The following is a 23,692-nucleotide window of genomic DNA, read 5'->3' as shown; positions in this document are numbered from 1 at the left end:
CTTTTCGGCGGTTTCTCGGCTGGCTTCTCATTTGCCTGAAACGTGCTGTATACTTATCCAGTGTTCTGTGAGGGTGTACGCATGCGCAAAATCATACATGTCGATATGGACTGCTTTTTCGCGGCGGTAGAGATGCGCGACAACCCGGCCCTGCGCGACATTCCGATTGCCATTGGCGGCAGCCGCGTGCAGCGTGGCGTCATCAGCACCGCCAACTACCCGGCGCGTAAATATGGCGTGCGCAGCGCGATGCCGACCGGGATGGCGCTGAAACTCTGCCCGCACCTCACGCTGTTACCTGGCCGTTTCGACGCCTATAAAGAAGCCTCCCGCCAGATCCGCGACATCTTCTCGCGCTACACCTCACTGATTGAACCCCTGTCGCTGGATGAAGCCTATCTTGATGTTACCGACAGCCCGCACTGCTACGGCTCTGCAACGCTGATGGCGCAAGAGATCCGCCAGACCATCTTTAATGAGACGCAGCTTACCGCCTCGGCGGGCATCGCGCCGGTGAAGTTCCTCGCTAAAATCGCCTCCGATCTCAACAAGCCCGACGGGCAATATGTGATTACCCCGGCGGAAGTGCCGGTCTTTCTGCGCACGCTGCCGCTGAGCAAAATTCCCGGCGTCGGCAAAGTCTCAGCGGCCAAGCTGGAGACCCTGGGGCTGCGCACCTGCGAAGATGTGCAGAGGAGCGATCTCGCCATGCTGCTTAAGCGGTTTGGCAAGTTTGGCCGCGTATTATGGGAGCGCAGCCAGGGGATCGATGAGCGGGAGATCAGCAGCGAGCGGCTGCGAAAATCCGTCGGTGTTGAGCGTACGCTGGTGGAGGATATTCATCAGTGGGAGGAGTGCGAGGCGATTATCGAGCGGCTCTACCCGGAGCTTGAGCGGCGGCTTTCGGTGGTAAAACCGGATCTGCGCATCGCCCGCCAGGGGGTGAAACTGAAGTTCAACGACTTTCAGCAGACCACCCAGGAGCATGTCTGGCCGTGTCTGAATAAAGAGGATCTGCTCGCCACCGCGCGTCAGGCGTGGGATGAGCGACGCGGCGGGCGCGGCGTCCGTCTTGTCGGCCTGCATGTCACGCTGCTCGACCCGCAGCTTGAGCGCCAGCTGGTGCTTGGGCTGTAACCCTACCAGAATTTGCGGTGGTAATTTCCCGCCCGCTTCTCTATCATCCCCGGCGTTTATTCATTCCCTGTTAACTGCAAAGGAGGTTCACCATGACACACCATGCCCTGATTTCTCTTTGCAGACCTCTCCAGGCTTAATTTCTCCAAAAACTTGCCCCTGGTTTCGTCTGCCAATTCCTTTTATTTCTCTACATATGGATTGGTATATGGGCAACTCTGTTTGTCATATCTCAGACGCGATCTCCTATATTGCGTCGGAAAACCTGTGGATCGAAGGTTCAGCGATCCAACAATTACACACCACTGCGGCACTGCCGGGTATGACGCGCGTCGTCGGCATGCCGGATCTTCACCCCGGTCGCGGCTACCCGATTGGCGCGGCCTTTTTCTCCACCGGGCGTTTCTACCCGGCGCTGGTCGGGAACGATATCGGCTGCGGCATGGCGCTGTGGCAGACCGACCTGGTACGGCGCAAATATAACGCCGATAAGGTCGAAAAACGTCTCAGCGCGTTGGGCGATAGCGCCTCTGCCGACTGGCTGGATGAAGCGGTGCCGGATGCGTGGCAAAACCACCCCTGGCGCGCCGCGCTGGGATCGATTGGCGGCGGCAACCACTTTGCCGAGCTGCAACAGGTCGATAGCGTGACCGATGCGGCGCTGTTCGCGCAAAGCGGCCTCGATGAGCAGCGCCTGCTGTTACTGGCCCACAGCGGTTCACGCGGACTGGGGCAGCAGATTTTACGCCGTCACGTCGATGCCTTCTCGCACGCCGGGCTGGTGGAGGGGAGCGACGCGGCTCGCCACTATCTTGCCGAGCACGATGACGCGCTCAACTTTGCCCGCATCAACCGGGCGCTGATTGCGCGGCGCATTCTCGATCATCTCAACGCCGATGGCGAAGCGCTGCTCGATGTAGCACACAACTTCGTCGAAGCCTGCACCGTGGGCGGTGAAGCCGGTTGGCTGCATCGCAAAGGGGCGACGCCGGACGGGCAGGGCCTGGTAGTGATCCCCGGTTCACGCGGCGATCATAGCTGGCTGGTGATGCCGAAAGTGAGCGAGGTGAGCCTCTATTCGCTGGCGCACGGCGCCGGACGTAAATGGATGCGCACCGAGTGCAAAGGTCGCTTATCCGGGAAATTCACCCCGGCGCAACTGGCGCGCACACCGCTCGGCAGCCGGGTGATTTGCCGCGATCGTCAGTTGATCTATGAAGAAGCGCCGCAGGCGTATAAGTCCGTTGAAAGCGTGCTTGAGTGCCTGGTCGACGCCGATCTGGTGACGCCGGTTGCGCGGTTGCGCCCGGTGTTAACCTTGAAAGTGAGCGGAGGGGCGGGCGAATGAGACTGTTGCAACTCTCCTCCGCGCAGGGGCCTGATGAGTGCTGCCTGGCAGTGGGTAAAGCGTTAACGCGGCTGATGGAAGAGGCTGAGGCGCAAAAGGTGTCGCTGGCGGTGATCGAAACGGAAGCGGCGCGCCAGCCGGGCGCCTACCGCTCGGTGCTGGTCTCACTCGATGGCGAAAATGCGCAGGCGCTGAGTGCGCGCTGGTGCGGCACGGTGCAGTGGATCTGCCCAAGCCCCTATCGCGCCAATCATGCACGGAAGAACTGGTTTATCGGCGTGGCGGAGTTTATTCCGCAGACGGCGTTGCAGGACAGCGCCATTCGCTTTGAGACGCTGCGCTCATCCGGGCCGGGCGGCCAGCACGTGAATAAAACCGATTCCGCCGTGCGCGCCACGCATATTGCCACCGGCATTAGCGTAAAAGTGCAGTCGGAGCGCAGCCAGCATGCGAATAAGCGGCTGGCGATGCTGCTGATTTCACACCGGCTGGAGCAGGCGCAGGATGACGAGCGCGCGGCGCTGAAGTCGGAACGCAGGCTGTTTCATCATCAGATAGAGCGCGGCAACCCGGTGCGCACCTTTAAGGGGCCAGGGTTTAAAGCGCAATAAAAGAAGGAAAATGTCCGCGCCGGGCGGCGCGGACAGCAGGCTTATTTAGCCGGGATAGATTTCAGCAGTTCGGTCAGCAGGGTCCAGTAGTGGCCCACGCTTTCGATATGCACTTGCTCATCCGGCGAGTGCGGGCCGGTAATGGTCGGCCCAATCGACACCATATCCATCTCCGGATAGGGTTTTTTGAACAGACCACACTCCAGACCCGCGTGGATAATCTGAATGTTCGGCATCTTGTTGAACAGACGCTGATAGGTTTCACGCACCAGCGACATCACCGGCGACTGGGCATCCGGCTGCCAGCCAGGGTAGCCGCCCTTCGGCGCGGTTTTCGCACCGGCCAGCGCACCCAGCGATTCCAGCATGCTTACCACGTAATCTTTACCGCTATCGATCAGCGAGCGGATCAGGCAGATGATCTCAGCGCTCTCGTCCTGCAACGTGACCACGCCGACGTTCAGCGAGGTTTCCACCACGCCTTTGGCAACGTCGGAGTTGCGGATCACGCCGTTCGGCGTGGCGTTCAGCAGGCGAACAAAGGCATCGCGCGACTGCGCGGTCAGCGCCGCTTTGTCGCTGCTCACGCTATCGACCAGCACCACCAGATTCTTCTCTTTCGCTTCCAGCTCGTTTTTCAGGATCGCCTGGTACTCATCCGCCAGGGTTTTCAGCTGGGCGGCTTTATCGGCTGGCAGGGCAATCACGGCGAACGCTTCGCGCGGAATGGCGTTACGCAGCGTACCGCCGGTGAAGTCGAGCAGACGCAGATCCAGCCCGGCGGCGTGCGCGGCGAGGAAGCGCGCCAGCAGTTTGTTGGCGTTGCCCAGACCTAAATGGATATCGGCGCCGGAGTGGCCGCCTTTCAGCCCTTTCAGCGTCAGTTTGACGGTTTCAAAACCGGCAGGTACCGCTTCGCGGGTCAGGGGCAGGGTAGTGATGAAATCGATACCGCCCGCGCAGCCCATATAGATCTCACCCTCTTCTTCAGAGTCGGTGTTGATCAGGATATCCGCCTGCAACCAGTTGGGTTGCAGACCGAATGCGCCATCCATGCCCGCTTCTTCAGTCATGGTCAGCAGCACTTCCAGCGGGCCGTGTTGCACGGTGGAGTCTGCCAGCACCGCCAGCGCAGAGGCCATACCGATGCCGTTATCCGCGCCAAGCGTGGTGCCGCGCGCTTTTACCCACTCGCCGTCAACATAGGGGCGAATCGGGTCTTTGGTGAAGTCGTGTTCTGTGTCGTTGTTTTTCTGCGGCACCATATCGAGGTGCGCCTGCAGCACGACCGGCTTGCGGTTTTCCATCCCGGCGGTGGCCGGTTTGCGGATCAGGATATTGCCCACCTGGTCGCGCTCTGCGTGCAGGCCTTGCTCTTTCGCCCAGCCCATAATGTGTTCGGCGAGCTGTTCTTCATGGTAAGAGGGGTGCGGAATAGAGCAGATTTTGGCAAAAATATCCCACAGCGGCTGCGGAGATAGTTGAGACAGTTCAGACACGATGAGTCTCCTTAAAAGCGCCTGCGAACAGGTTGCGTGCAGGTCGCGGGTTAGATAAACGAATCGCAAGACCCTCTTGCGAGATGCGGTTGAGAATACCACTTTATGGCGACAGCGCGAGCACGGGATTGGGGAAAAAGCGGCGGCGATGCCGGGTAACACTGGTTTTTAGCGCGTCAGATCTCTATAATCTCGCGCAACCTATTTCCCCCTCGAACACTTTTTAAGCCGTAAAACACAGGCTGGGACACTTCACATGAGCGAAAAATACGTCGTCACCTGGGACATGTTGCAGATTCACGCCCGCAAACTTGCTGCCCGTTTAATGCCTTCAGAACAGTGGAAAGGCATTATCGCCGTAAGCCGTGGCGGTCTGGTTCCAGGCGCGCTGCTGGCGCGTGAACTGGGTATTCGTCATGTCGATACCGTTTGTATCTCCAGCTATGACCACGACAACCAGCGCGAACTGAAAGTACTGAAGCGCGCGGAAGGCGACGGCGAAGGCTTTATCGTGATTGACGATCTGGTGGATACCGGCGGCACTGCCGTAGCGATCCGCGAAATGTACCCGAAAGCACATTTTGTCACTATTTTCGCCAAGCCGGCCGGTCGCCCGCTGGTGAATGATTATGTGATTGATATCCCGCAGGATACCTGGATTGAGCAGCCGTGGGATATGGGCGTAGCCTTCGTTCCGCCAATTAGCGGCCGTTAATCCCTCCTGTTGTACACACGCCCGGTTCTGCCGGGCGTTGTTCTTTTTGGCGCGTCACGGGTTACAATGCCCTCCGGTGAATTTTAAGGAGCTGCGCGCCATGCCCCAGTCAAATCTTAGCGAAACGCTGTTCAAACCCCGCTTTAAATACCCTGAGACCTCGACGCTGGTGCGCCGCTTTAACCCTGGCGTGCAGCCGCCCGTGCAGTCCGCGCTGGATGGCAAAAACGTGCCGCAGTGGTACCGGATGATCAACCGGCTGATGTGGATCTGGCGCGGCATCGGCGCGCGCGAGATCCTCGAAGTGCAGGCGCGCATTGTGATGAGCCAGGCCGAGCGCACCGACGCTGAGCTGCTCGATACGGTGGTCGGCTACCGCAACGGGAACTGGATCTACGAATGGTCCGCGCAGGCGATGAGCTGGCAGCAAAAAGCGATGCAGGAGACGGACAGCACGCTGAGCGGCCGCCACTGGCTGCACGCCTCTAACTTATATAGCATCGCCGCCTATCCACATATTAAAGGCGATAGCCTGGCCGAGCAGGCGCAGGCGCTGGCAAACCGCGCCTATGAAGAGGCCGCGCAGCGCCTGCCGGGCAGCATTAAAGAGCTGGAGTTCGCCATTCCCGGCGGCGCGCCGGTCACCGGCTTTCTGCATATGCCGGAAGGCGAAGGTCCCTTTCCAACGGTGCTGATGTGCGGCGGGCTGGATGGCTTGCAGATCGATTACTACACCCTCTATGAGCGCTACCTGGCCCCGAAAGGCATTGCCATGCTGACGCTCGATATGCCCTCGGTGGGCTTCTCCAGCAAATGGAAGCTGACCCAGGACTCCAGCCTGCTGCATCAGCATGCGCTCCAGGCATTGCCGAACATTCCATGGATCGATCACACCCGCGTGGCGGCCTTTGGTTTCCGTTTTGGTGCTAACGTGGCGGTACGGCTGGCCTATCTTGAGGCGTCGCGCCTGAAAGCGGTGGCCTGCCTCGGGCCGGTGGTGCATTCCCTGCTCAGCGAGCCGCTGCGCCAGGGCGATGTGCCGGAGATGTATCTCGATGTGCTCGCCAGCCGCTTAGGCATGCATGACGCTTCCGATGAAGCCCTGCGCGTCGAACTTAACCGCTATTCATTAAAAACGCAGGGGTTACTCGGCCGCCGCTGCCCGACGCCGATGCTCTCCGGTTTCTGGCAAAACGATCCCTTCAGCCCGGAGGCGGAGTCGCGTTTAATCACCTCTTCATCCAGCAATGGAAAGCTGCTCGATATCCCGTTTAACCCGGTTTATCGCAATTTTGACGCTGCGCTCAGGAAGATTGTTGACTGGATCAACCATCAGTTCGGTTAATACTTTGAGAATTTCCATTGATTTGGTAAAACAGTTGCATCACAAAAGGAGATCGCAATGACGTTACCAAGTGGACATCCGAGAAGCAGGTTGATTAAAAAGTTTACTGCGCTAGGACCTTATATCCGCGAAGAGCAGTGCGAAGAAAACCGTTTTTTCTTTGATTGCCTGGCAGTTTGCGTGAATGTGAAACCCGCGCCGGAAAAACGCGAGTTTTGGGGATGGTGGATGGAAATGGAAGCGCAGGAGAAGCGCTTTACCTATCGCTACCACTTTGGGCTCTTCGACAAAGAGGGGCACTGGAAACCCACCGCTATCAAAGACCAGGAAGTGGTCGACCGTCTGGAAAAAACGCTGCGCGACTTCCACGAGCGCGCGCGTACGCTGTTAGCCTCCCTTGAGCTGAAGCTTGAACCTGCCGATGACTTCAAAGAGAAGTTAAAACTCCCCGCATAACGCCCCCGATAAAAAATGCCCGGCTGCTCTTCGCACGCCGGGCATGAACAGGCACTGGCCTGCTTTCTCCCATCAGACGGGAAAAAAATGCCCTCAACCGAGGGCATTTCATATAACGAGGGTCACTACAGGGTTTAGAACTGGTAGGTCACGCCAACGGCAACGATGTCGTCGTCAGCAATGCCCAGTTTGTTGTCGTCTTTGATCTGGTTGATTTTGTAATCGACCATCGCCGAGAAGTTTTTATTGAAGTAGTAAGTGGCGCCAACGTCGATGTAGTTCACCAGATCTTCGTCGCCGATACCGTTTTCCATATCTTTGCCTTTGGTCAGCACGTAGCCCACGGACGGACGCAGGCCGAAGTCGAACTGGTACTGCGCGACGGCTTCAAAGTTCTGCGCTTTGTTGGCAAAGCCCAGTGAAGAGGAGACCGGCGTCATGTTGTATGAGACGGAGTAGAAGGTCGCCAGGTAGACGTTGTTGGCGTCATATTTCACACCGGTCGCCCAGGCTTCGGCATTCTGACCACGGCCCAGCGCCAGCGCGGTGTTCTGTGCGTTGGTACGGTCAGAGTTGGCGTAAGCACCAATAATCGTGACCGGGCTGCCGCCAAAATCGTAGGCCAGAGAGGTGCCCCAGCCGTCGCCGTTCTGCTTGATGATGCTGTTACGGCCGTTTTCGTTTTTACCCTGGTATTGCAGGGTCATGTCCAGGCCATCCACCATGCCGAAGAAGTCGGTGTTGCGGTAGGTCGCCACGCCAGTGGTGCGCTTGGTCATAAAGTTATCGGTACGGGCCAACGAGTCGCCGCCGAACTCCGGGAACATATCGGTCACGGAAGCCACGTCGTAGAGCACGCCGAGGTTACGACCGTAATCGATAGAACCAAAATCTTTGATTTTCAGACCGGCAAAGGCCAGACGGGTTTTCTGGCCCGAGGTAGTTTCGTCGTTGTTACCGGCGAATTCAGATTCCCAACGGCCAAAACCGGTCAGCTGGTCGTTAATCTGGGTTTCACCTTTGAAGCCGAAACGCACGTAGGTTTTGTCACCGTCGTTGTTGTTGTCATCACTGAAGTAGTGCATGGCTTTCACTTTGCCGTACACGTCCAGTTTGTTGCCATTCTTGTTATAGACTTCCGCCGCGTGAACAGAAGAAGCCGATGCAACAACGCCCAGTACCATTAATGCCAGAGTGCTCTTTTTCATTTTGAATTCCTGATTAAACTAACGCGCCACTATTCGCTGGGCTCTCGCCCCGTGAAAAACAGGAAGGGTTGTAACGCTCTGAAATGAAACATTTATGACAAAGTAAGAGTAATTTGAAAAAGTTATGTTTTTTTGTGTTTGCCATAAAATTGTCAAACTCTGCCGCTACGCTTGCTGATCCCGCGCAACAAAAAAGTGGTCGATTCACGCTGGCGGTTGGCAAGCGCGCTCACTCCTGTTACAACGTTTGATTACTAATAAACTTCTTATTTTTTCTAAAAACGGCAGAGAATCATGAGTGACAGCCAGACGCTGGTGGTAAAACTCGGCACCAGTGTTTTAACAGGCGGTTCCCGTCGCCTGAACCGCGCCCATATTGTGGAGCTGGTGCGCCAGTGCGCGCAGCAGCACGCCGCCGGGCATCGCATAGTAATCGTTACCTCCGGCGCTATCGCCGCCGGGCGTGAGCACCTGGGCTACCCGGAACTTCCCGCCACCATCGCCTCAAAACAGCTGCTGGCAGCTGTCGGCCAGAGCCGCTTGATTCAGCTCTGGGAGCAGCTCTTCTCCATTTACGGTATTCATATTGGTCAGATGTTGCTGACCCGCGCCGATATGGAAGACCGCGAGCGCTTCCTCAACGCCCGCGACACGCTGCGCGCGCTGCTTGATAACAACATCGTGCCGGTGATTAACGAGAACGATGCCGTGGCGACCACGGAGATTAAAGTTGGCGATAACGATAACCTCTCGGCGCTGGCGGCGATTCTGGCTGGAGCCGATAAGCTGCTTTTGCTTACCGATCAACAGGGGTTGTTTACCGCCGATCCGCGCAACAACCCGCAGGCCGAGCTGATTAAAGATGTCTACGGCATTGATGACGCGCTGCGCGCTATTGCGGGCGACAGCGTTTCCGGCCTCGGCACCGGCGGCATGGGCACCAAGTTACAGGCTGCCGACGTTGCCTGCCGTGCCGGTATCGAGACGATTATTGCCGCAGGCGGCAAGCCCGGCGTGATTGCCGATGTGGTAAGCGGCACGCCGGTCGGCACGCGTTTTCATGCGCAGACTTCGCCGCTGGAGAACCGTAAACGATGGATCTTCGGCGCACCGCCTGCCGGTGAGATCTCCGTTGATGAAGGGGCGACCGCCGCCATTCTTGAGCGCGGCAGTTCGCTGCTGCCGAAAGGGATTAAAAGCGTGACAGGCAACTTCTCCCGTGGGGAAGTGATCCGCATTTGTAATCTGCAGGGGCGCGATATCGCCCACGGCGTAAGCCGTTACAACAGTGATGCTCTGCGCCGGATTGCCGGCCACCACTCGCAGCAGATTGATGAGATTCTGGGCTATGAGTATGGCCCTGTCGCGGTGCACCGCGACGATATGATCACCCGTTAAGGAGCAGAGGTATGCTGGAACAGATGGGCATCGCGGCGAAAGCTGCGTCGTACAAGCTGGCGTTGCTCACAAGCCAGGAAAAAAACCGCGTGCTGGAGAAGATTGCCGACTATTTAGAGGCGCAGTCCGACGCGATTTTGCTGGCTAACGAGCAGGATCTGCAGGAAGCGCGCGGCAATGGTCTTAGCGAGGCGCTACTCGACCGCCTGGCGCTCAATCCGGCGCGCTTAAAAAGCATTGCCGACGATGTGCGGCAGGTGTGCAAACTCGCCGATCCGGTCGGCCAGGTGATCGATGGCGGCGTGCTGGACAGCGGTCTGCGCATCGAGCGCCGCCGCGTGCCGCTCGGTGTAATCGGCGTGATTTATGAAGCGCGCCCGAACGTTACTGTGGATGTCGCCTCCCTGTGCCTGAAAACCGGCAACGCCGCGATCCTGCGCGGCGGGAAAGAGACCTGGCGCACCAACGCCGCGACGGTGAAAGTGATTCAGCAGGCGCTGGAGGAGTGCGGTTTACCGGCGGGTGCGGTACAGGCGATTGAGAGCCCGGATCGCGCGCTGGTCAACGAGATGCTGCGTATGGATAAGTACATCGACATGCTGATCCCGCGCGGCGGGGCAGGGCTGCATAAGCTCTGCCGCGAGCAGTCAACGATCCCGGTTATCACCGGCGGTATCGGCGTCTGCCATATTCTGGTCGACGAGACGGCAGAGATCGCCCCGGCGCTGAAGATTATCGTCAACGCTAAAACCCAGCGCCCGAGCACCTGCAACACCGTCGAGACGCTGCTGGTGCATCAGGGCATTGCCAGTACCTTTTTACCGGTGCTCAGCCAGCAGATGGCGGAGAGCGGCGTGACGCTGCATGCGGACGACCAGTCGCTCTCCCTGTTGCAAAGCGGCCCGGCGAAGGTTGAAGCGGTAAAAGCGGAGCAGTATGACGATGAGTTTCTGTCGCTGGATCTGAATGTGAAGATCGTCGCCGATCTCGATGATGCGATCGATCATATTCGGCAGCACGGCACGCAGCACTCCGATGCGATCCTCACCCGTACCCTGCGCAACGCCAACCGCTTTATCAACGAGGTCGACTCTTCAGCGGTGTATGTGAACGCCTCGACGCGCTTTACCGACGGCGGCCAGTTTGGCCTCGGCGCGGAAGTGGCGGTCAGCACGCAGAAGCTGCACGCGCGCGGCCCGATGGGCCTCGAAGCACTGACCACCTATAAGTGGATCGGTTTTGGTGACGATACCATTCGTGCGTAAATAAAGTCGGGTGATGCAAAAGTAGCCGTTTGATTCACAGGGGCATTGACGCATCACCCGCTTAGTTTTAACCTTCTAACCCGTGATTCACGCTCGTGAACACCTCGCAGGGCCGATATAGCTCAGTTGGTAGAGCAGCGCATTCGTAATGCGAAGGTCGTAGGTTCGACTCCTATTATCGGCACCATTTCAAACTCTTCCCAAGTCTACCGAAATCAACTTAAAGCCCGTATACTGCGGTTTCTGGCCCGTATTTTATCACCTGTTATCAACTGGACTCAACCGCAATCAAGTCACAGTTGGGGGCATAAGTGGGGGCATTCTGTGTTCGGTCCAGGGAGATGCCCCCAATGAAGCTAAATGCGCGACAGGTAGATGCAGCTAAACCCAGAGAGAAAGCCTATAAGCTGGCAGATGGTGCTGGTTTGTATCTTGAAGTCGTTCCCTCTGGTTCTCGATACTGGCGAATGAAATATCGCTTCAATGGAAAAGAGAAGCGTATGGCTTTTGGTGTTTATCCAGCAGTGTCCCTTGCACAAGCCAGGGCACTGCGTGATGAAGCCAAGAAAAAACTGGCCGAAGGTATCGATCCATCGTTTGCCAAGAAAGAAGAAAAGCTGGTTCGTGATGTGCAGCTCAACAACACGTTTCAGGCTGTGGCGCTTGAATGGCACGGAACTAATGTAAGCCGGTGGTCAGAAGGCTATGCCTCGGACATTATCGAAGCCTTCAATAAAGATATTTTCCCCTATATCGGCCAGCAGCCGGTGAATGAAATCAAACCGCTTGTTCTGCTTAATGTGCTGCGTCGCATGGAAGGCCGTGGCGCGACAGAGAAGGCCAAGAAGGTTCGCCAGCGCTGCAGTGAAGTCTTTCGTTACGCCATAGTTACCGGCCGTGCGGAATATAATCCAGCAGCGGATCTAACCAGCGCGATGTCAGGGCATGAATCGAAGCATTATCCCTTCCTTACTGTTGAGGAGTTACCAGACTTCTTTAAAGCTCTCGCAGGCTACACAGGAAGCCCGTTAGTTGTTCTTGCAGCACGTCTGCTGATCCTTACGGGAGTTCGCACCGGTGAACTCCGAGGTGCTTTCTGGAGTGAGTTTGATCTTGAAAAAGCGGTGTGGGAAATTCCTACCGAACGAATGAAAATGAAGCGGCCTCACCTTGTCCCTCTCTCTACCCAAGCGCTGGAGATCGTACAGCAGCTCAAAGTGATGTCTGGGCAATATCCTCTTGTGTTTCCTGGGCGGAATGATCCCCGCAAAACGATGAGTGAAGCGAGTATTAATCAGGTGTTTAAGCGGATTGGATATACGGGGAAGGTTACTGGACATGGTTTTAGGCACACGATGAGTACAATTTTGCATGAGGAAGGGTTTAATACGGCATGGATTGAAACCCAGCTTGCGCATGTCGATAAGAATGCGATTCGCGGGACATACAACCATGCGTTGTATCTGGAAGGACGTAGGGAGATGATGCAGTGGTATGCGGACTATATTGATAACATTGGCAAAAATAAACTCATCATAGCCTTATGATATTAGCTCCAAATTTAGCCGTTTATTAGTAGATAGCGTGAAAACTCAAGCAGAGCTCCTCCGTTTTGGAGGAGCTCTGCACTAGAAATTTTTTTTGCTAATTTACATTTACGATTAATTCAGAAACGTTACATTTGCGTCTGACGGTCTAATTGATACCAAAGATGAAACTCCCTGATTAGTCGAAATTTTAAGTTACGGTGACCTGCACAATGGATCTCAAGCTAAAGAAATAATAGATCTCAAAATATCGGAAGGAAAACTATGAGTAGTGAATGTGAGGTGCATCAATTCAATAGGTTAGGGTTACATTTCAATGTAACCCTTTTTTCATGAAAAATACATTAGCAAGAAAGAAACCTCTTCAAGCGTAGTATCGATTTTTTAATTTTAGACATCAACGCTTTCTTCTTGTAATTCCTTAACAAGTTCCTCCCGAGATTTCTTTTCAATTACATCTCTTTCCATTTGTAATTTCTCAAGCATGAAACTATTCGTCAATTCAAAAGTATCAAATATTGTGTACCAATTCTTAACGTAACGCTTCATATTGGCATCATCAGATACTAAACCAACATCACCACGGCCGGCATAGTTTGACAAGCGAGTAGGTATCTCTATATCTTGACTAGAAATCTTCCTACCTATAAGAATTAATTCAAAATGCAAATTTTGGCTAGAAAACTCAGGATGTCGTTTAATAATTCCAGCATAATCTTCCAGTTGACGTAAATGCTTAACATTAAGGGCTATGCTTGGTCTTTTAATTTCAATAATTATGCATCGAAAAATCTTATTGCCGTTAGAGTCAAAAGTTGGCATCCTTCTGGCTAAGAATAAATCCGTTTGTCTCTTAGCGCCTATAATATCCTCTCCATTTTCCACATCTTGTGCATCTATGTTATTAATGGAGTAAACACTATCCCTCAATGATTTTGCAATCTTAGTAAAAGTATCCTCCTCAGCGCCTATAGTTTCGTATCTTTCACCAAATAACCATGTGTTATTTTCAATGATTTTTTGTAAGTCAGGCGTTTCAAGAACATCTTTATAATGCTCGTTCATTATTAGCTTCAGTTTTTCAACTGCAAAACGCCTTCTTTGCAACTCCTCAATTGAACTTATAATATTTTCTAATTTTGTTTTTTTCAATTGTGATGCAAACCTAGAAAGATCACTATCACTTAAATCCAAAACACTTTCCAGAATATCAAATAAATCTTCATTTTGATTTGATACAAGCATCTTATCAAGAAGTCTGATGATTATCTTTTTCTGCTTTATAGTCAGTGATACCAAAAACTGAGGATCGGCAATATAAATACTTCTTACAACCTGCTTGATATTATTTCTTTTCCAGTTAGCATATGTTATATCGTATTCATTGTATGTAGGGAAAGCACCATCCTCTTCAAGCTTTTGTATGGCTTTTTCAACCTGCACTCGCAGAAAATCATCATATATAGATCTGGAGAATTTTAAGACATTTTTAACTAACTGCCGCCATGCTTTTGAATCAGGATTACTTTTAGCTGTTGAAAAAATGTCATCGCCATTAGCACTAAAAGTATCAGCCCAAATAGATGAAACAAACACACTCAAATGAAAATCTCTTTTTTTATTGAATGTTGTAGATTCTTTGTGAACTATCTTTCCTGAACTATCAGTCAAGTAAATAAATGATTTTTCTGTAGCTGGCTTTTTATCCCAGCGAATCCCTTTCACAGAGAAATCATTATTTTCAATCTCGAAGGAGACCTCTTTTATTTCGTGTTCTGGGATGTCAACTTCAGCACCATTTACGAAAACCTTCCTTTCATCATCCAATGCCAATTTACAACAGAATTCATTGGACAAAATAGAAATCAGTTCGCGTCTATCTGGAAGGCTTGAATGTAACAATGTTAATTCAACACACGTCCCCTTATCCATTGCATTCAATAAACTGTTTTGCTCATCAGCGTCGATATCTATTTGAGCTTCATATGCCTTAATATCCTCATCATTAATTTTGATATAGGCATTTCTACCTAAGTATTTAGTATACCAGATAGCCTGATGACAAAGTCTATGAAATGATAAACGCCCTCGACCTTTAGAGCCGTGTTGATCAATGCTTGTTTTTTTTAATGAATCGTTAAATCGATTAAAGTTGCTGCCTAAATCAGTAAAGTTTATCCCATCACCATCATCAAGAATGATCAGGTTTTTTACTGTATCAAAATGGTCATAAACTATGTTTATGTTAATATTCTTAGCGCCAGCATCAAATCCATTCCATACGAGTTCCAATATCGCCTGTACAGGTTCAACTGACTCAAAATGGTTCTTGATACCCAAGCTGTTGATTTCAGTTGTGCCCTGAATAATCTGCTTTGCCATTTGCGCTCACATCCTATGATGGAATTGAATTTTTACATTTTATAGAGTAGTTTAGTAACATCAAGACAGGTTTTTAAAGAACCTTACCTAGATCAAACCAACCCCCATAAACTCGTTCAGAGTGCCGTAGAAATCTCAGCCAAAAAAATCACGCCCAATCCCCTAAAACCCGCTCCTTACCTATGGTCAGAACTTTCAGCATCAAGATTAACGCAATGCTAAAGCACCTCATATTTTGTAATGAAAATTTTATCGTTCCAGAAACCGCAGTCGGGTGCGGTGTAGTGCCGTAAGCGTCACGTGACAGCACAGATCCTCTTGTGGTGTTGCATGGTAGAGCAGTGATATTCGGGCCCGACAGTCATTAGTAGCATGACAAAAGGATGTGAAAAACACATGGGCCTCAATGAACTGTGCTGTGGGTAGCGATCCGCGCTGATTAAGCTGCGACCAAAGGCCCGCTTCTTGTTCAAAGCAGCCCTTTGAACCTTAACGGTGGCAGCTCAGTGCCATGAATCACCAGCTATTTAAAAGCTCATGGATTACTAGGATGGATATGTGGTTGAGATATCGATCTGGTTCTGATCGATTTTTCCGCTAATGTGTAACAGGTGAAGATCATAGTCTAAACGTCGGATGTTAAAACCGGGCTGAGCTTCGTTCCGAACAAGAAGCTTCTGGCTCAAAAGGTCTTCAACTTTCGATGCTAGAATGAATTATCATTTGGGTAATACTACTTAAGGTTAAAAAATTTAAAAGGTTAATGTTTTTTTATCTTTTCGGTGTTTCTATATCTTAATGGCGGCAATTTATATTTTTTAGAGAAAACCCGAGTAAAAGTCTGTTGTGAATCGAATCCATATTTAAAGGCGATAACCATCACTGGCTCATTAGTCTCGATAAGATCTTTTGCTGCAAGTCTAAGTTTCGTATCTTTTATGTACTTCCCAAGGCTAACTTTTCTCACCTGCACAAAAATCCGCTGAAGATGCCACTTAGAGTATCCTGCCCTCGCAGCAACATCCCCTATCTTCAGCGGGTTATGCAAGTTTGAATCAATCCATTGAGTTATCTCATCGATGATGTCTTCTGTTCTGAGCATAAATCTACGCTCACTATAAGAGGGCTGTGACACATCCTGTTCGGGATGCTACTGATTTACTTATAGATTTCAGCAACCCCGTGTAGCCTGTTATCCCCCGTTGTCGACAGGATTTTGAATGATGTTGCCCCTTGCTCATCAGCCTTACGAGAAAGAACATCCGATAACTCATCAAGCGTATAGGCATTGCTGGCTGAGACTACACCCATCTTTTCTTTCCCATCTGCTTGGTTAATTTCCTGAGCGGCTGATGCGGCATTCACTGAAATAAATCCCATGATCAATGTAGTAATAAGTAGGGTTTTCATATCTAGTACCTCTTTGACAATATGCTTGAAACTGGACTTGTATCAGGAGTAACTTCCTCCATCTGTGTATTGAAATATACAGACTTAAGCTGTCATGAGGCTGACGGCTATATGACAAAATTGTCAGGGTTGTCGATTGGTTAATTTTTTTGAATACAAATTCAGCTCGTTAATAATGCAGTCAGGTTCTTCACGCAGAGGCATATTGTCTATGTCCAGAACCCCATCATTTTTTTGTGGATCATCAGTCTGCAGGTTTGCAAACAGTGGGGTAAGATTCTGCGGTGCTTCACCTCGTTCAGCCACCAGCTCGAACGTTTTATTTTTTGCCTCGTCGTGGGTCAGGGCACTGACCAGAACTTGGGCGATTTGCTCCCGAGATATCACACCATATTCCGGTGTTCCTGCATGGCGACGATCTCCCTGAAGCATAACGATTCTGTGCTCATCATCATTGTTGTAATCAAACCAGCCGGGCCTGACGATGGTATAGGGGTGACCACTTGCCCTGACCAGACGCTCGGCACGTCTTTTCCAGTCATGAACCTCAGTGCGTTGATTCCAGGTGCTGAGTCGTTCAGTCACGCCAATCGTGGTCATCAGGACGATACGAATAGGTGTATCCCTGAATATTCGTAAAATATTGCGCACTCCGCCGTAATCTATCGCCCTGGCACCAATACGTCCCTGGCCATCGGAACCGAGCGTGAAGATTATGGCATCAATATCTTTCGGCAAATCGCTGAGGGTTTCAGGCAATGAAACATCGCCGTAAAAAACATCTGTTCCCCGAGGAAGCGATTTCACTTTGCGCTTATTTCTGACCAGCGCTACAGGCTGATGGCCCATTTTGATAGCGGTATTGACGACATGAAGGCCAATACTTCCTGTCGCCCCTGCAACGAGTATTTTCATGATAAACCTACTGATAATTCAGACTTATTTTCGATACGGTCAGAATATCAATTATCATTAATGTCAGTAATGGGGCTAAAATGATTGTGTCTATGAACACCCTTCATGAGTGTGCGATGAAGGGAATGCCTCCATAAGGAAATCGCCGATGCTCAAAGAAAATTTCAACGAACTGCAAATCTTTCTTGTGGTGGCAAGGGAGCGAAGTTTTACCAAAGCCGCGGGTAAACTGGGCGTTTCTCAGTCTGCACTCAGCCACGCGATGAAGGCCCTGGAGGAAAGGCTGAATATCCGCCTTCTGACCCGCACGACCCGAAGCGTTGCCCCTACGGAAGCCGGTGAGCGAATTATTGCCTGCCTTGAACCGCGTATTGCCGATCTTGAGCAGGAGCTGGAATCGCTGGTTCAGCTGAACGGCACCGCCTCCGGCAATATTCGTTTATCTGCCGGGGAGCATGCCGCGCGAAGCCTGGTATGGCCGAAGTTAAAACCCTTCCTCAGGGAATATCCGGAAATCAACGTTGAGCTGGTGGTGGATAACGGCTTTGTCGATATTGTTGAGGGGCGTTTTGATGCCGGGATCCGCCTGGGCGAAAGCGTGGATAAGGACATGATTGCGGTAAGAATTGGCCCGGACATGAGAATGGCCGTAGTAGGAGCGCCGTCTTATTTCGCTGCAAATCCTGTACCTGAAACGCCGCACGAACTACAACATCACCGGTGTATCAATATGCGCCTGCCGACCGCCGGTGGGCTTTACCACTGGGAGTTTGAGAAGGAAGGGAAACCGTTGCGGGTCAGAGTGGAGGGGCAGGTAACCTTTAATCTGCAGGCGGAAAGGATTGATGCGGCGTTATCAGGTTTTGGTATCGCCTGCATACCTGAAGACAGGGTGCAGGATTATATAAAGTCGGGAGAGCTTATTCAGGTTTTGCAGGACTGGTGTCCCTCTTTCCCCGGATATTACCTCTACTACCCGAGCCGCAAGCAGCATCCCCCCGCTTTTGCGCTGATGATCGATGCGCTTCGCTATCAGGAATAACGGGTCCGCCAATTGCAGCGGACCCGTCCGGGTATTAACGGCCCACGCGGGCCTGGTGCTCAGGAGAGTAACGTTCGCCGACGATTTTAATGGTTTCAAGCGCCTGGGTTATCTGCCGTGAGTCATCCTGTGAAAGAATGATGTCGGCGGCCCCCAGGTTTTCCTCCAGCCGGTGCAGTTTAGTGGTACCAGGGATAGGCACAATCCACGGCTTTTGTGCCAGCAGCCACGCCAGCGCGATTTGTGCAGACGTCACGCCTTTCTCTGCCGCCAGTTCACCCAGCAAGGAGACCAGCTTTTCATTGGCTTCAATCGCCTGCCCGGCGAAACGCGGCACCTGGCTTCTGTAATCATCCTTGCCAAAAGTGGTTCCTGGCCTAATCGAGCCCGTCAGGAAGCCTTTGCCTAATGGGCTGAAGGGCACAAAACCAATGCCCAGTTCCTCCAGCAACGGCAGGATCTCCCGCTCAGGCTCGCGCCACCACATGGAGTATTCGCTTTGCAGGGCAGTGACCGGCTGTACGGCATGCGCACGACGAATGGTTTGCGCGCCCGCCTCGGACAGACCGAAATGTTTAACTTTGCCTTCAGCGATCAGGTCCTTCACCGTTCCCGCAACGTCTTCAATCGGGACGTCCGGATCGACACGGTGTTGATACAGCAGGTCAATGACATCAGTCTTTAGACGGCGTAATGATCCTTCCACCGCTTCACGGATATGCTCCGGACGGCTGTTTAAAATCTGCTGCTTGTTGTCGTCGCCAAAAGTAAAACCAAACTTGGTGGCAATGACCACGCGGTCACGAAACGGTTTTAAGGCAACGCCTACCACCTCTTCATTAAGAAAGGGGCCATACACTTCAGCGGTATCGAAGAAGGTGACGCCACGTTCGACCGCTGCGCGAATGAGCTCGATAGCCTGTCGGGTATCGGTCGCCGGACCATAGCCGTGGCTTAAGCCCATGCAGCCGAGGCCAAGCGCGGAGACTTCGAGTCGGGATTTACCCAGATAACGTTTTTGCATTGAATGAATACCTCTTTTATCGCGACTTAAACATCAAGTTTGCGGCCGGCCAACCATTCAACTCTGGCAGGATCGCGGTGGGAGAAGAAAGCGCTGGTTGCGGTATCGATAGCGGTAATCTGCAGCATATCTTCAGCGCTGAGTTCAAAATCGAGAATATTGATGTTCTCAGCCATACGTTCTTTACGCACTGTTTTTGCCAGCGAAACGATGCCTCGCTGGAAGATCCAGCGCAGCACAACCTGGCCCACGCTTTTGCCGTACTTCTGGCCAATCGCCTTTAACACGGGATGCTGGAACAGGCCATTTTTACCCTCAGCAAACGGTGCCCAGGCTTCCGGCTGAATGCCATGGCTTTGATTCCACGGAACAGCATGCAGCTGCTGGTTGAAGGGGTTCACTTCAATCTGGTTTACCGCAGGGGCAACGTTGTTGAAGGCGATAAGGTCGGCCAGTCTGTCAGGATGGAAGTTGCTGACGCCAATGGCGCGAATTTTGCCTGCCTGCTGCAGTTCTTCCATAGCACGCCAGGCCCCATGGACATCGCCGTAAGGCTGGTGAATCAGATACAGGTCAACGTAATCAAGTTGCAGTCGATTCAGGGAACGTTCGAACTGGGCTTTAGCGCCTTCGTAATTGGTATCCTGCAGCCAAAGTTTGGTCGTGACAAAAAGTTCGTTACGCGCGATACCGCTCTGTTTCAGAGCGTTCCCGACCTGGGTTTCATTCTGGTAAGACGCAGCGGTATCGATCAGGCGGTATCCCGTATCGATTGCATCAATAACGGCTCTTTCGCATTCAGCGGGATCAGACATCTGAAACACACCAAAGCCCAGCAGGGGCATTTCAATACCGTTGTTCAGTTTTACAGTTTGCATGACGTTATCCTTCAGCTGTTGTGTAGGAAAAGCATAACGCAAAGTGATTTATTCGATTAGGTGGGGTAATTAACTAGGGTTTATTAGATGTGTTCATTAATTTAGAGGGGGCTTAAGGGCGGCTTCGTGCTGCGAGTTCGATGGGTCGATGCAACGCTATCCTTAATAAAGGGGGACGTTGCCATGAAACGAAGAACTCACAGCTCATAGCTGATCGTCATTTATCAGGGAAGTTTAACTCTGATGCTTCTCGCGAGTTGAATAGCGAAGTTCATCAACTAGCAGGCTAAATGCCGGGGTGGGTTGTCGGTGGCCTGGATAGTAAAGGTGATATCCAGAGTAAGGTTCACACCAATCCTCAAGCACGCGAACAAGAGCCCCGGATGTTATATAGGGTTCAAGCTGCCCTTCTGGTAGATAGGCTAGCCCTCGACCTTCAAGCGCCGCTTTCAGTATCATGCTTCCCGTATTGAAAACCAGTTGACCATCAACTCGCACATTCAGTTCTCGCCCGTCCTTTTCAAACTCCCATGCATAGAGTCCTCCATGCCCGGAAAGGCGCAGGTTTATACAACAGTGTTCTGTCAATTCCTGTGGAGTAATGGGCGCATGCCGGTTACTGAAATAATCTGGAGATCCCGCCACTGTCATCCGCATATCTGGCGCAATACGAACAGCAATCATGTCTTTGGCAATAGTTTCTCCGGGACGTACACCGGCATCAAAACGATCTCTTACGATGTCAGTTAGCCCATAATCTGTAAGAATTTCGACTTTAATATCGGGGTATTTTTTAACGAGACGCGACACTGCTGGCCAGAGTATTGACTCTGCTGCATATTCTGTTGCGGTAAGTTGTATTGTACCGGCTGGCTTATCACGTAATTCACTCAGCACCATTAACTGCCGCTGAATATCCTCTATCTGAGGTCCAACTGAAGCGAGTAAACGTTCCCCAGCTTCAGTTGGGACAACTCTTCTGGTCGTTCGGTTAAGCAACCGGATCCCGAGTTGTGCTTCCAGAACACGAACAGTCTGACTGAGCGCAGACTGTGAAACACCCAGACGTTTTGCCGCTCGCGTGAAATTCTGTTCCTTAGCCACCACCATAAATGCAGCAAGGGCATTCAGATTATCATCAGCCATTTAGAGGTTCTCCTTATAATTTCAATCTCATTTTACCATCTAATCACTTAATACGTCCTCAGATATACTTTCTTCGTTCACTAAATAACCATTCCTCCCGACAAAAGGCGTTTTCATTTGCAGGGAATTAATGTAATCCGCTACGCCATTTAGCCGAAAGTAACCAGCGAGGTGAAAGATGAAAGCGATTATTGGTGCTGCAGCCATATCCGTACTGGGGGCCGCCCAGGTTTCTGCCGAAGGCATTGAAATTCGCCGTAACGGGCAGACCCCTTCTGTCGTCGGCAAGGCCGATAACTTCTCAGGTCATGCGGTTGTCAGCCCGTTGTTGCCGCCAAACGCGTCCACGCGTGCCAATCTGGGCCAGGTGGATTTCGCCCCGGGTGCGCGCACGGCCTGGCATACTCACCCCGCCGGGCAGTTGCTGATTGTTACGGCCGGTAAAGGCTGGGTTCAGGAAGAAGGTAAAGCGCGCCAGGATATCGCTCCGGGTGATGTTGTATGGATCCCTGCAACTGTACGCCACTGGCATGGTGCCACGGCGACGTCCCCCATGAGCCATCTGGCCATGACGTATATGGTGGACGGTAAAAACGTGGACTGGCAGGAGCCCGTCTCTGACGAACAGTATCAGTAATCCGGAGGTCAGATGAAAATTTCAACAGCAGTTGCGCTGGCGCTTTCTCTCGGATCGGCTGTCGCCATTGCAGAAACGGGAACACAGCGGGGCCCGCTGTCAGACACCGACATAGAGGCAGTATCTCCCGCACTCGAACGCTATGCGAGCACCAGGCTGGCAGGAGACCTCTGGAAAAGAAACGATTTGTCGCCACGCGATCGCAGCCTCGTGACCGTTGCAGCGGTTATTGCCCGGAATCAGACCGTACTTTTACCGGAGCAGCTGGAGCTGGCGCTGAAAAACGGTGTTAAGCCGGCTGAGCTTTCCGAAACCATCACGCAGCTGGCGTTCTATGCCGGCTGGGGCAATGCCATTGCGGCCGCAGCGGTAACGAAAGAGATATTCCTGCAAAAAGGAATTAACGCTGAACAGCTTCCTCGCGCGGAGGAGGCGCTGCTGCCGATCGATGAAAAAGCGGAAGCAGCTCGCGCTGCACGCGTGGAACAGAGTATCGGTAGCGCGGTGCCGGGGCTTGTCAGCGACACCACCGACGTGCTTTTCCGGGAATTGTGGCTGCGTCCCGGGCTTGCACCACGGGACAGAAGTCTGGTGACCCTGTCTGCCCTGATTGCAAACGGGCAGGTACAGCAAATTCCGCCGCACCTTAACCGGGCAATGAATAACGGCCTGACCCGGCAGCAGGCTTCAGGCGCACTGAGTCACCTTGCCTACTACTCCGGCTGGCCTAATGCTTTTTCCGCCGCGCCGGTTTTCAAAACGGTGTTTGAGCAGCGTGAGTCGAAATAACCACTCTTTACAGGAGGACAGTATGTCTCAGGGTATCGAAAACAAAATCATCGTCATCACCGGTGCCAGCAGCGGCCTGGGAGCAGAAACAGCCCGACACCTGTCGAAACTGGGCGCAAAGGTGGTCCTGGGGGCGCGCCGTATGGAGAAGCTTGAGCAACTTGCCGGCGAACTGGGGCTGGATGCCAGAGCCATACTGCGTACCGACGTGACGGATCGCACACAGGTTCAGGCCCTTGTTGACCGGGCGGTAGAGCTGCACGGTCGTATTGACGTGATGATTAATAACGCCGGTCTCATGCCGAGCTCCATGCTCGACAAGCTGAAGGTGGATGAATGGGACCGAATGATCGACGTGAATATTAAGGGTGTACTTTACGGTATTGCCGCCGCGCTGACGTATATGAAAGCGCAGAAGTGCGGGCAGTTTATTAACGTATCGTCCGTAGCTGGACACAAGGTGGGACCTGGCGGCGCTGTATATGCCGGTACTAAGTGGGCCGTCCGGGCTATTTCAGAAGGTCTGCGTCAGGAAGTGAAGCCCTGGAATATCCGCACAACGATTGTTTCTCCCGGCGCGGTAGATACCGAACTGACTAAAACCATCACCGACGAAGATATTGCGAAAGGTATGTCGAAAACCTACGAGAATGCGATCCCGGCAGAGGCTTTTGCGCGGGTCGTTGCATTTGCCATCAGCCAGCCTGACGACGTGGATGTTAACGAAATACTTTTCCGGCCGACCGTACAGGTTTATTGAAACACAACCAGGCGGGTAGCTGACGCCTGCATTATATCCGGATGGTTTATATCATCCGGATATAAAAAAAGCATTACCAGATAACGCATCTTTCAACACAGGAAATTCAAACCTGAATTTTCTGCGGGCTACTTCGCGCCCGAAAATTACATACGCGTATACGACATTCTGTTCATTTAA

22 protein-coding genes and 1 tRNA gene are annotated in these 23,692 nt (G+C 52.3%); 14 read left to right on the top strand and 9 right to left on the bottom strand.

All coding sequences use genetic code 11. The features are described from left to right. The first annotated feature begins 81 nt into the window (after positions 1–81). From dinB to prfH, 3 genes are all read left to right on the top strand, one after another. On the top strand, positions 82–1,137 hold the full coding sequence (dinB, locus tag IAE50_RS18305; RefSeq protein WP_200580890.1) for a DNA polymerase IV: 1,056 nt from the start codon (positions 82–84) through the stop codon (positions 1,135–1,137). A 208-nt stretch (positions 1,138–1,345) separates the two neighbouring features. Further along, a complete protein-coding gene (locus IAE50_RS18300; RefSeq protein WP_124969587.1) occupies positions 1,346–2,485 on the top strand; it encodes an RNA ligase RtcB family protein in 1,140 nt (379 codons plus the stop codon). Then, a complete protein-coding gene (gene prfH, locus IAE50_RS18295; RefSeq protein WP_042714190.1) occupies positions 2,482–3,096 on the top strand; it encodes a peptide chain release factor H in 615 nt (204 codons plus the stop codon). The genes IAE50_RS18300 and prfH overlap by 4 nt, the downstream gene beginning before the upstream one ends. A gap of 41 nt (positions 3,097–3,137) precedes the next feature. Here the strand turns inward: prfH and pepD are convergent, their stop codons facing one another. Next, entirely contained in the window at positions 3,138–4,595 is a 1,458-nt protein-coding gene (gene pepD, locus IAE50_RS18290; RefSeq protein WP_200580889.1) for a cytosol nonspecific dipeptidase, read from the bottom strand. 256 nt (positions 4,596–4,851) lie between these two features. Between pepD and gpt the strand changes: the two genes are divergently transcribed. The 3 genes from gpt (at position 4,852) to crl (ending at position 7,111) form a co-directional block, all read left to right on the top strand. Beyond that, the gene (gene gpt / locus IAE50_RS18285) at positions 4,852–5,310 is read left to right on the top strand and encodes a xanthine phosphoribosyltransferase (RefSeq protein ID WP_023478997.1); all 459 of its coding nucleotides are present in this window, start codon (positions 4,852–4,854) and stop codon (positions 5,308–5,310) included. 100 nt (positions 5,311–5,410) lie between these two features. After that, positions 5,411–6,655, top strand: coding sequence for an esterase FrsA (gene frsA, locus IAE50_RS18280; protein ID WP_200580888.1), 1,245 nt, complete (start codon positions 5,411–5,413; stop codon positions 6,653–6,655). Between the two features lie 57 nt (positions 6,656–6,712). Then, positions 6,713–7,111, top strand: a complete 399-nt coding sequence (crl, locus tag IAE50_RS18275) for a sigma factor-binding protein Crl (protein WP_023479000.1) — start codon at positions 6,713–6,715, stop codon at positions 7,109–7,111. A gap of 134 nt (positions 7,112–7,245) precedes the next feature. Here crl and phoE read toward each other — a convergent pair whose 3' ends face one another. After that, the gene (phoE, locus tag IAE50_RS18270) at positions 7,246–8,319 is read right to left on the bottom strand and encodes a phosphoporin PhoE (protein ID WP_042715969.1); all 1,074 of its coding nucleotides are present in this window, start codon (positions 8,317–8,319) and stop codon (positions 7,246–7,248) included. A 294-nt stretch (positions 8,320–8,613) separates the two neighbouring features. Here phoE and proB point away from each other — a divergent pair, with 294 nt between their 5' ends. From proB to IAE50_RS18250, 4 genes are all read left to right on the top strand, one after another. Continuing rightward, entirely contained in the window at positions 8,614–9,717 is a 1,104-nt protein-coding gene (gene proB, locus IAE50_RS18265; protein ID WP_023479003.1) for a glutamate 5-kinase, read from the top strand. Between the two features lie 11 nt (positions 9,718–9,728). Next, positions 9,729–10,982, top strand: coding sequence for a glutamate-5-semialdehyde dehydrogenase (gene proA / locus IAE50_RS18260; protein ID WP_200580887.1), 1,254 nt, complete (start codon positions 9,729–9,731; stop codon positions 10,980–10,982). Between the two features lie 111 nt (positions 10,983–11,093). Next, a tRNA-Thr gene (locus IAE50_RS18255) sits at positions 11,094–11,169 on the top strand. Positions 11,170–11,332: 163 nt separating this feature from the next. Continuing rightward, the gene (locus IAE50_RS18250; protein ID WP_200135446.1) at positions 11,333–12,529 is read left to right on the top strand and encodes an integrase arm-type DNA-binding domain-containing protein; all 1,197 of its coding nucleotides are present in this window, start codon (positions 11,333–11,335) and stop codon (positions 12,527–12,529) included. A gap of 390 nt (positions 12,530–12,919) precedes the next feature. Here IAE50_RS18250 and IAE50_RS18245 read toward each other — a convergent pair whose 3' ends face one another. From IAE50_RS18245 to IAE50_RS18230, 4 genes are all read right to left on the bottom strand, one after another. Further along, complete coding sequence (locus IAE50_RS18245) at positions 12,920–14,911, bottom strand: ATP-binding protein (RefSeq protein ID WP_200135447.1); 1,992 nt, start codon at positions 14,909–14,911, stop codon at positions 12,920–12,922. A 760-nt stretch (positions 14,912–15,671) separates the two neighbouring features. Next, complete coding sequence (locus IAE50_RS18240; protein WP_200135448.1) at positions 15,672–16,013, bottom strand: helix-turn-helix domain-containing protein; 342 nt, start codon at positions 16,011–16,013, stop codon at positions 15,672–15,674. A gap of 56 nt (positions 16,014–16,069) precedes the next feature. Next, positions 16,070–16,321, bottom strand: coding sequence for a DUF1471 domain-containing protein (locus IAE50_RS18235; RefSeq protein WP_200580886.1), 252 nt, complete (start codon positions 16,319–16,321; stop codon positions 16,070–16,072). 123 nt (positions 16,322–16,444) lie between these two features. After that, on the bottom strand, positions 16,445–17,236 hold the full coding sequence (locus IAE50_RS18230) for an SDR family oxidoreductase (protein ID WP_200135450.1): 792 nt from the start codon (positions 17,234–17,236) through the stop codon (positions 16,445–16,447). A 148-nt stretch (positions 17,237–17,384) separates the two neighbouring features. Between IAE50_RS18230 and IAE50_RS18225 the strand changes: the two genes are divergently transcribed. Continuing rightward, a complete protein-coding gene (locus IAE50_RS18225) occupies positions 17,385–18,278 on the top strand; it encodes a LysR family transcriptional regulator (protein ID WP_200135488.1) in 894 nt (297 codons plus the stop codon). 34 nt (positions 18,279–18,312) lie between these two features. Here IAE50_RS18225 and IAE50_RS18220 read toward each other — a convergent pair whose 3' ends face one another. The 3 genes from IAE50_RS18220 to IAE50_RS18210 all read right to left on the bottom strand — a co-directional run bounded on the left by IAE50_RS18220 (position 18,313) and on the right by IAE50_RS18210 (position 21,326). Continuing rightward, complete coding sequence (locus IAE50_RS18220) at positions 18,313–19,302, bottom strand: aldo/keto reductase (protein WP_200135451.1); 990 nt, start codon at positions 19,300–19,302, stop codon at positions 18,313–18,315. A gap of 26 nt (positions 19,303–19,328) precedes the next feature. Beyond that, entirely contained in the window at positions 19,329–20,180 is an 852-nt protein-coding gene (locus IAE50_RS18215; protein WP_200135452.1) for an aldo/keto reductase, read from the bottom strand. 234 nt (positions 20,181–20,414) lie between these two features. Beyond that, positions 20,415–21,326 (bottom strand): LysR family transcriptional regulator, encoded by a 912-nt coding sequence (locus IAE50_RS18210; protein ID WP_200580885.1) that lies wholly within the window; start codon positions 21,324–21,326, stop codon positions 20,415–20,417. 178 nt (positions 21,327–21,504) lie between these two features. On the opposite strand from IAE50_RS18210, the gene IAE50_RS18205 reads away from it, so the two are divergent. The 3 genes from IAE50_RS18205 to IAE50_RS18195 are packed head-to-tail and all read left to right on the top strand — an operon-like array spanning position 21,505 to position 23,512. Next, on the top strand, positions 21,505–21,963 hold the full coding sequence (locus IAE50_RS18205; RefSeq protein ID WP_200135453.1) for a cupin domain-containing protein: 459 nt from the start codon (positions 21,505–21,507) through the stop codon (positions 21,961–21,963). 12 nt (positions 21,964–21,975) lie between these two features. Then, positions 21,976–22,752, top strand: coding sequence for a carboxymuconolactone decarboxylase family protein (locus IAE50_RS18200; protein ID WP_200135454.1), 777 nt, complete (start codon positions 21,976–21,978; stop codon positions 22,750–22,752). A 22-nt stretch (positions 22,753–22,774) separates the two neighbouring features. Further along, the gene (locus IAE50_RS18195; RefSeq protein ID WP_200135455.1) at positions 22,775–23,512 is read left to right on the top strand and encodes an SDR family oxidoreductase; all 738 of its coding nucleotides are present in this window, start codon (positions 22,775–22,777) and stop codon (positions 23,510–23,512) included. Positions 23,513–23,692 lie beyond the last annotated feature (180 nt).

The organism is Kosakonia sp. S42 (assembly GCF_016624785.1).
Lineage (GTDB): Bacteria > Pseudomonadota > Gammaproteobacteria > Enterobacterales > Enterobacteriaceae > Kosakonia > Kosakonia cowanii.
Note: the sequence above shows the minus strand (reverse complement) of the source record. Positions and strands in the feature narration are given on the sequence as shown.

Excerpts from the sequence above, each read along its gene's own strand:
- IAE50_RS18250 (WP_200135446.1), top strand. The coding sequence starts at position 11,333 with ATGAAGCTAAATGCGCGACAGGTAGATGCAGCTAAACCCAGAGAGAAA.
- gpt (WP_023478997.1), top strand. The coding sequence starts at position 4,852 with ATGAGCGAAAAATACGTCGTCACCTGGGACATGTTGCAGATTCACGCC.
- prfH (WP_042714190.1), top strand. The coding sequence starts at position 2,482 with ATGAGACTGTTGCAACTCTCCTCCGCGCAGGGGCCTGATGAGTGCTGC.
- IAE50_RS18210 (WP_200580885.1), bottom strand. The coding sequence starts at position 21,326 with ATGGCTGATGATAATCTGAATGCCCTTGCTGCATTTATGGTGGTGGCT.
- IAE50_RS18215 (WP_200135452.1), bottom strand. The coding sequence starts at position 20,180 with ATGCAAACTGTAAAACTGAACAACGGTATTGAAATGCCCCTGCTGGGC.
- IAE50_RS18225 (WP_200135488.1), top strand. The coding sequence starts at position 17,385 with ATGCTCAAAGAAAATTTCAACGAACTGCAAATCTTTCTTGTGGTGGCA.
- IAE50_RS18240 (WP_200135448.1), bottom strand. The coding sequence starts at position 16,013 with ATGCTCAGAACAGAAGACATCATCGATGAGATAACTCAATGGATTGAT.
- dinB (WP_200580890.1), top strand. The coding sequence starts at position 82 with ATGCGCAAAATCATACATGTCGATATGGACTGCTTTTTCGCGGCGGTA.
- IAE50_RS18230 (WP_200135450.1), bottom strand. The coding sequence starts at position 17,236 with ATGAAAATACTCGTTGCAGGGGCGACAGGAAGTATTGGCCTTCATGTC.
- proA (WP_200580887.1), top strand. The coding sequence starts at position 9,729 with ATGCTGGAACAGATGGGCATCGCGGCGAAAGCTGCGTCGTACAAGCTG.
- phoE (WP_042715969.1), bottom strand. The coding sequence starts at position 8,319 with ATGAAAAAGAGCACTCTGGCATTAATGGTACTGGGCGTTGTTGCATCG.
- IAE50_RS18195 (WP_200135455.1), top strand. The coding sequence starts at position 22,775 with ATGTCTCAGGGTATCGAAAACAAAATCATCGTCATCACCGGTGCCAGC.
- IAE50_RS18300 (WP_124969587.1), top strand. The coding sequence starts at position 1,346 with ATGGGCAACTCTGTTTGTCATATCTCAGACGCGATCTCCTATATTGCG.
- IAE50_RS18200 (WP_200135454.1), top strand. The coding sequence starts at position 21,976 with ATGAAAATTTCAACAGCAGTTGCGCTGGCGCTTTCTCTCGGATCGGCT.
- IAE50_RS18205 (WP_200135453.1), top strand. The coding sequence starts at position 21,505 with ATGAAAGCGATTATTGGTGCTGCAGCCATATCCGTACTGGGGGCCGCC.
- IAE50_RS18235 (WP_200580886.1), bottom strand. The coding sequence starts at position 16,321 with ATGAAAACCCTACTTATTACTACATTGATCATGGGATTTATTTCAGTG.
- frsA (WP_200580888.1), top strand. The coding sequence starts at position 5,411 with ATGCCCCAGTCAAATCTTAGCGAAACGCTGTTCAAACCCCGCTTTAAA.
- proB (WP_023479003.1), top strand. The coding sequence starts at position 8,614 with ATGAGTGACAGCCAGACGCTGGTGGTAAAACTCGGCACCAGTGTTTTA.
- IAE50_RS18220 (WP_200135451.1), bottom strand. The coding sequence starts at position 19,302 with ATGCAAAAACGTTATCTGGGTAAATCCCGACTCGAAGTCTCCGCGCTT.
- IAE50_RS18245 (WP_200135447.1), bottom strand. The coding sequence starts at position 14,911 with ATGGCAAAGCAGATTATTCAGGGCACAACTGAAATCAACAGCTTGGGT.
- crl (WP_023479000.1), top strand. The coding sequence starts at position 6,713 with ATGACGTTACCAAGTGGACATCCGAGAAGCAGGTTGATTAAAAAGTTT.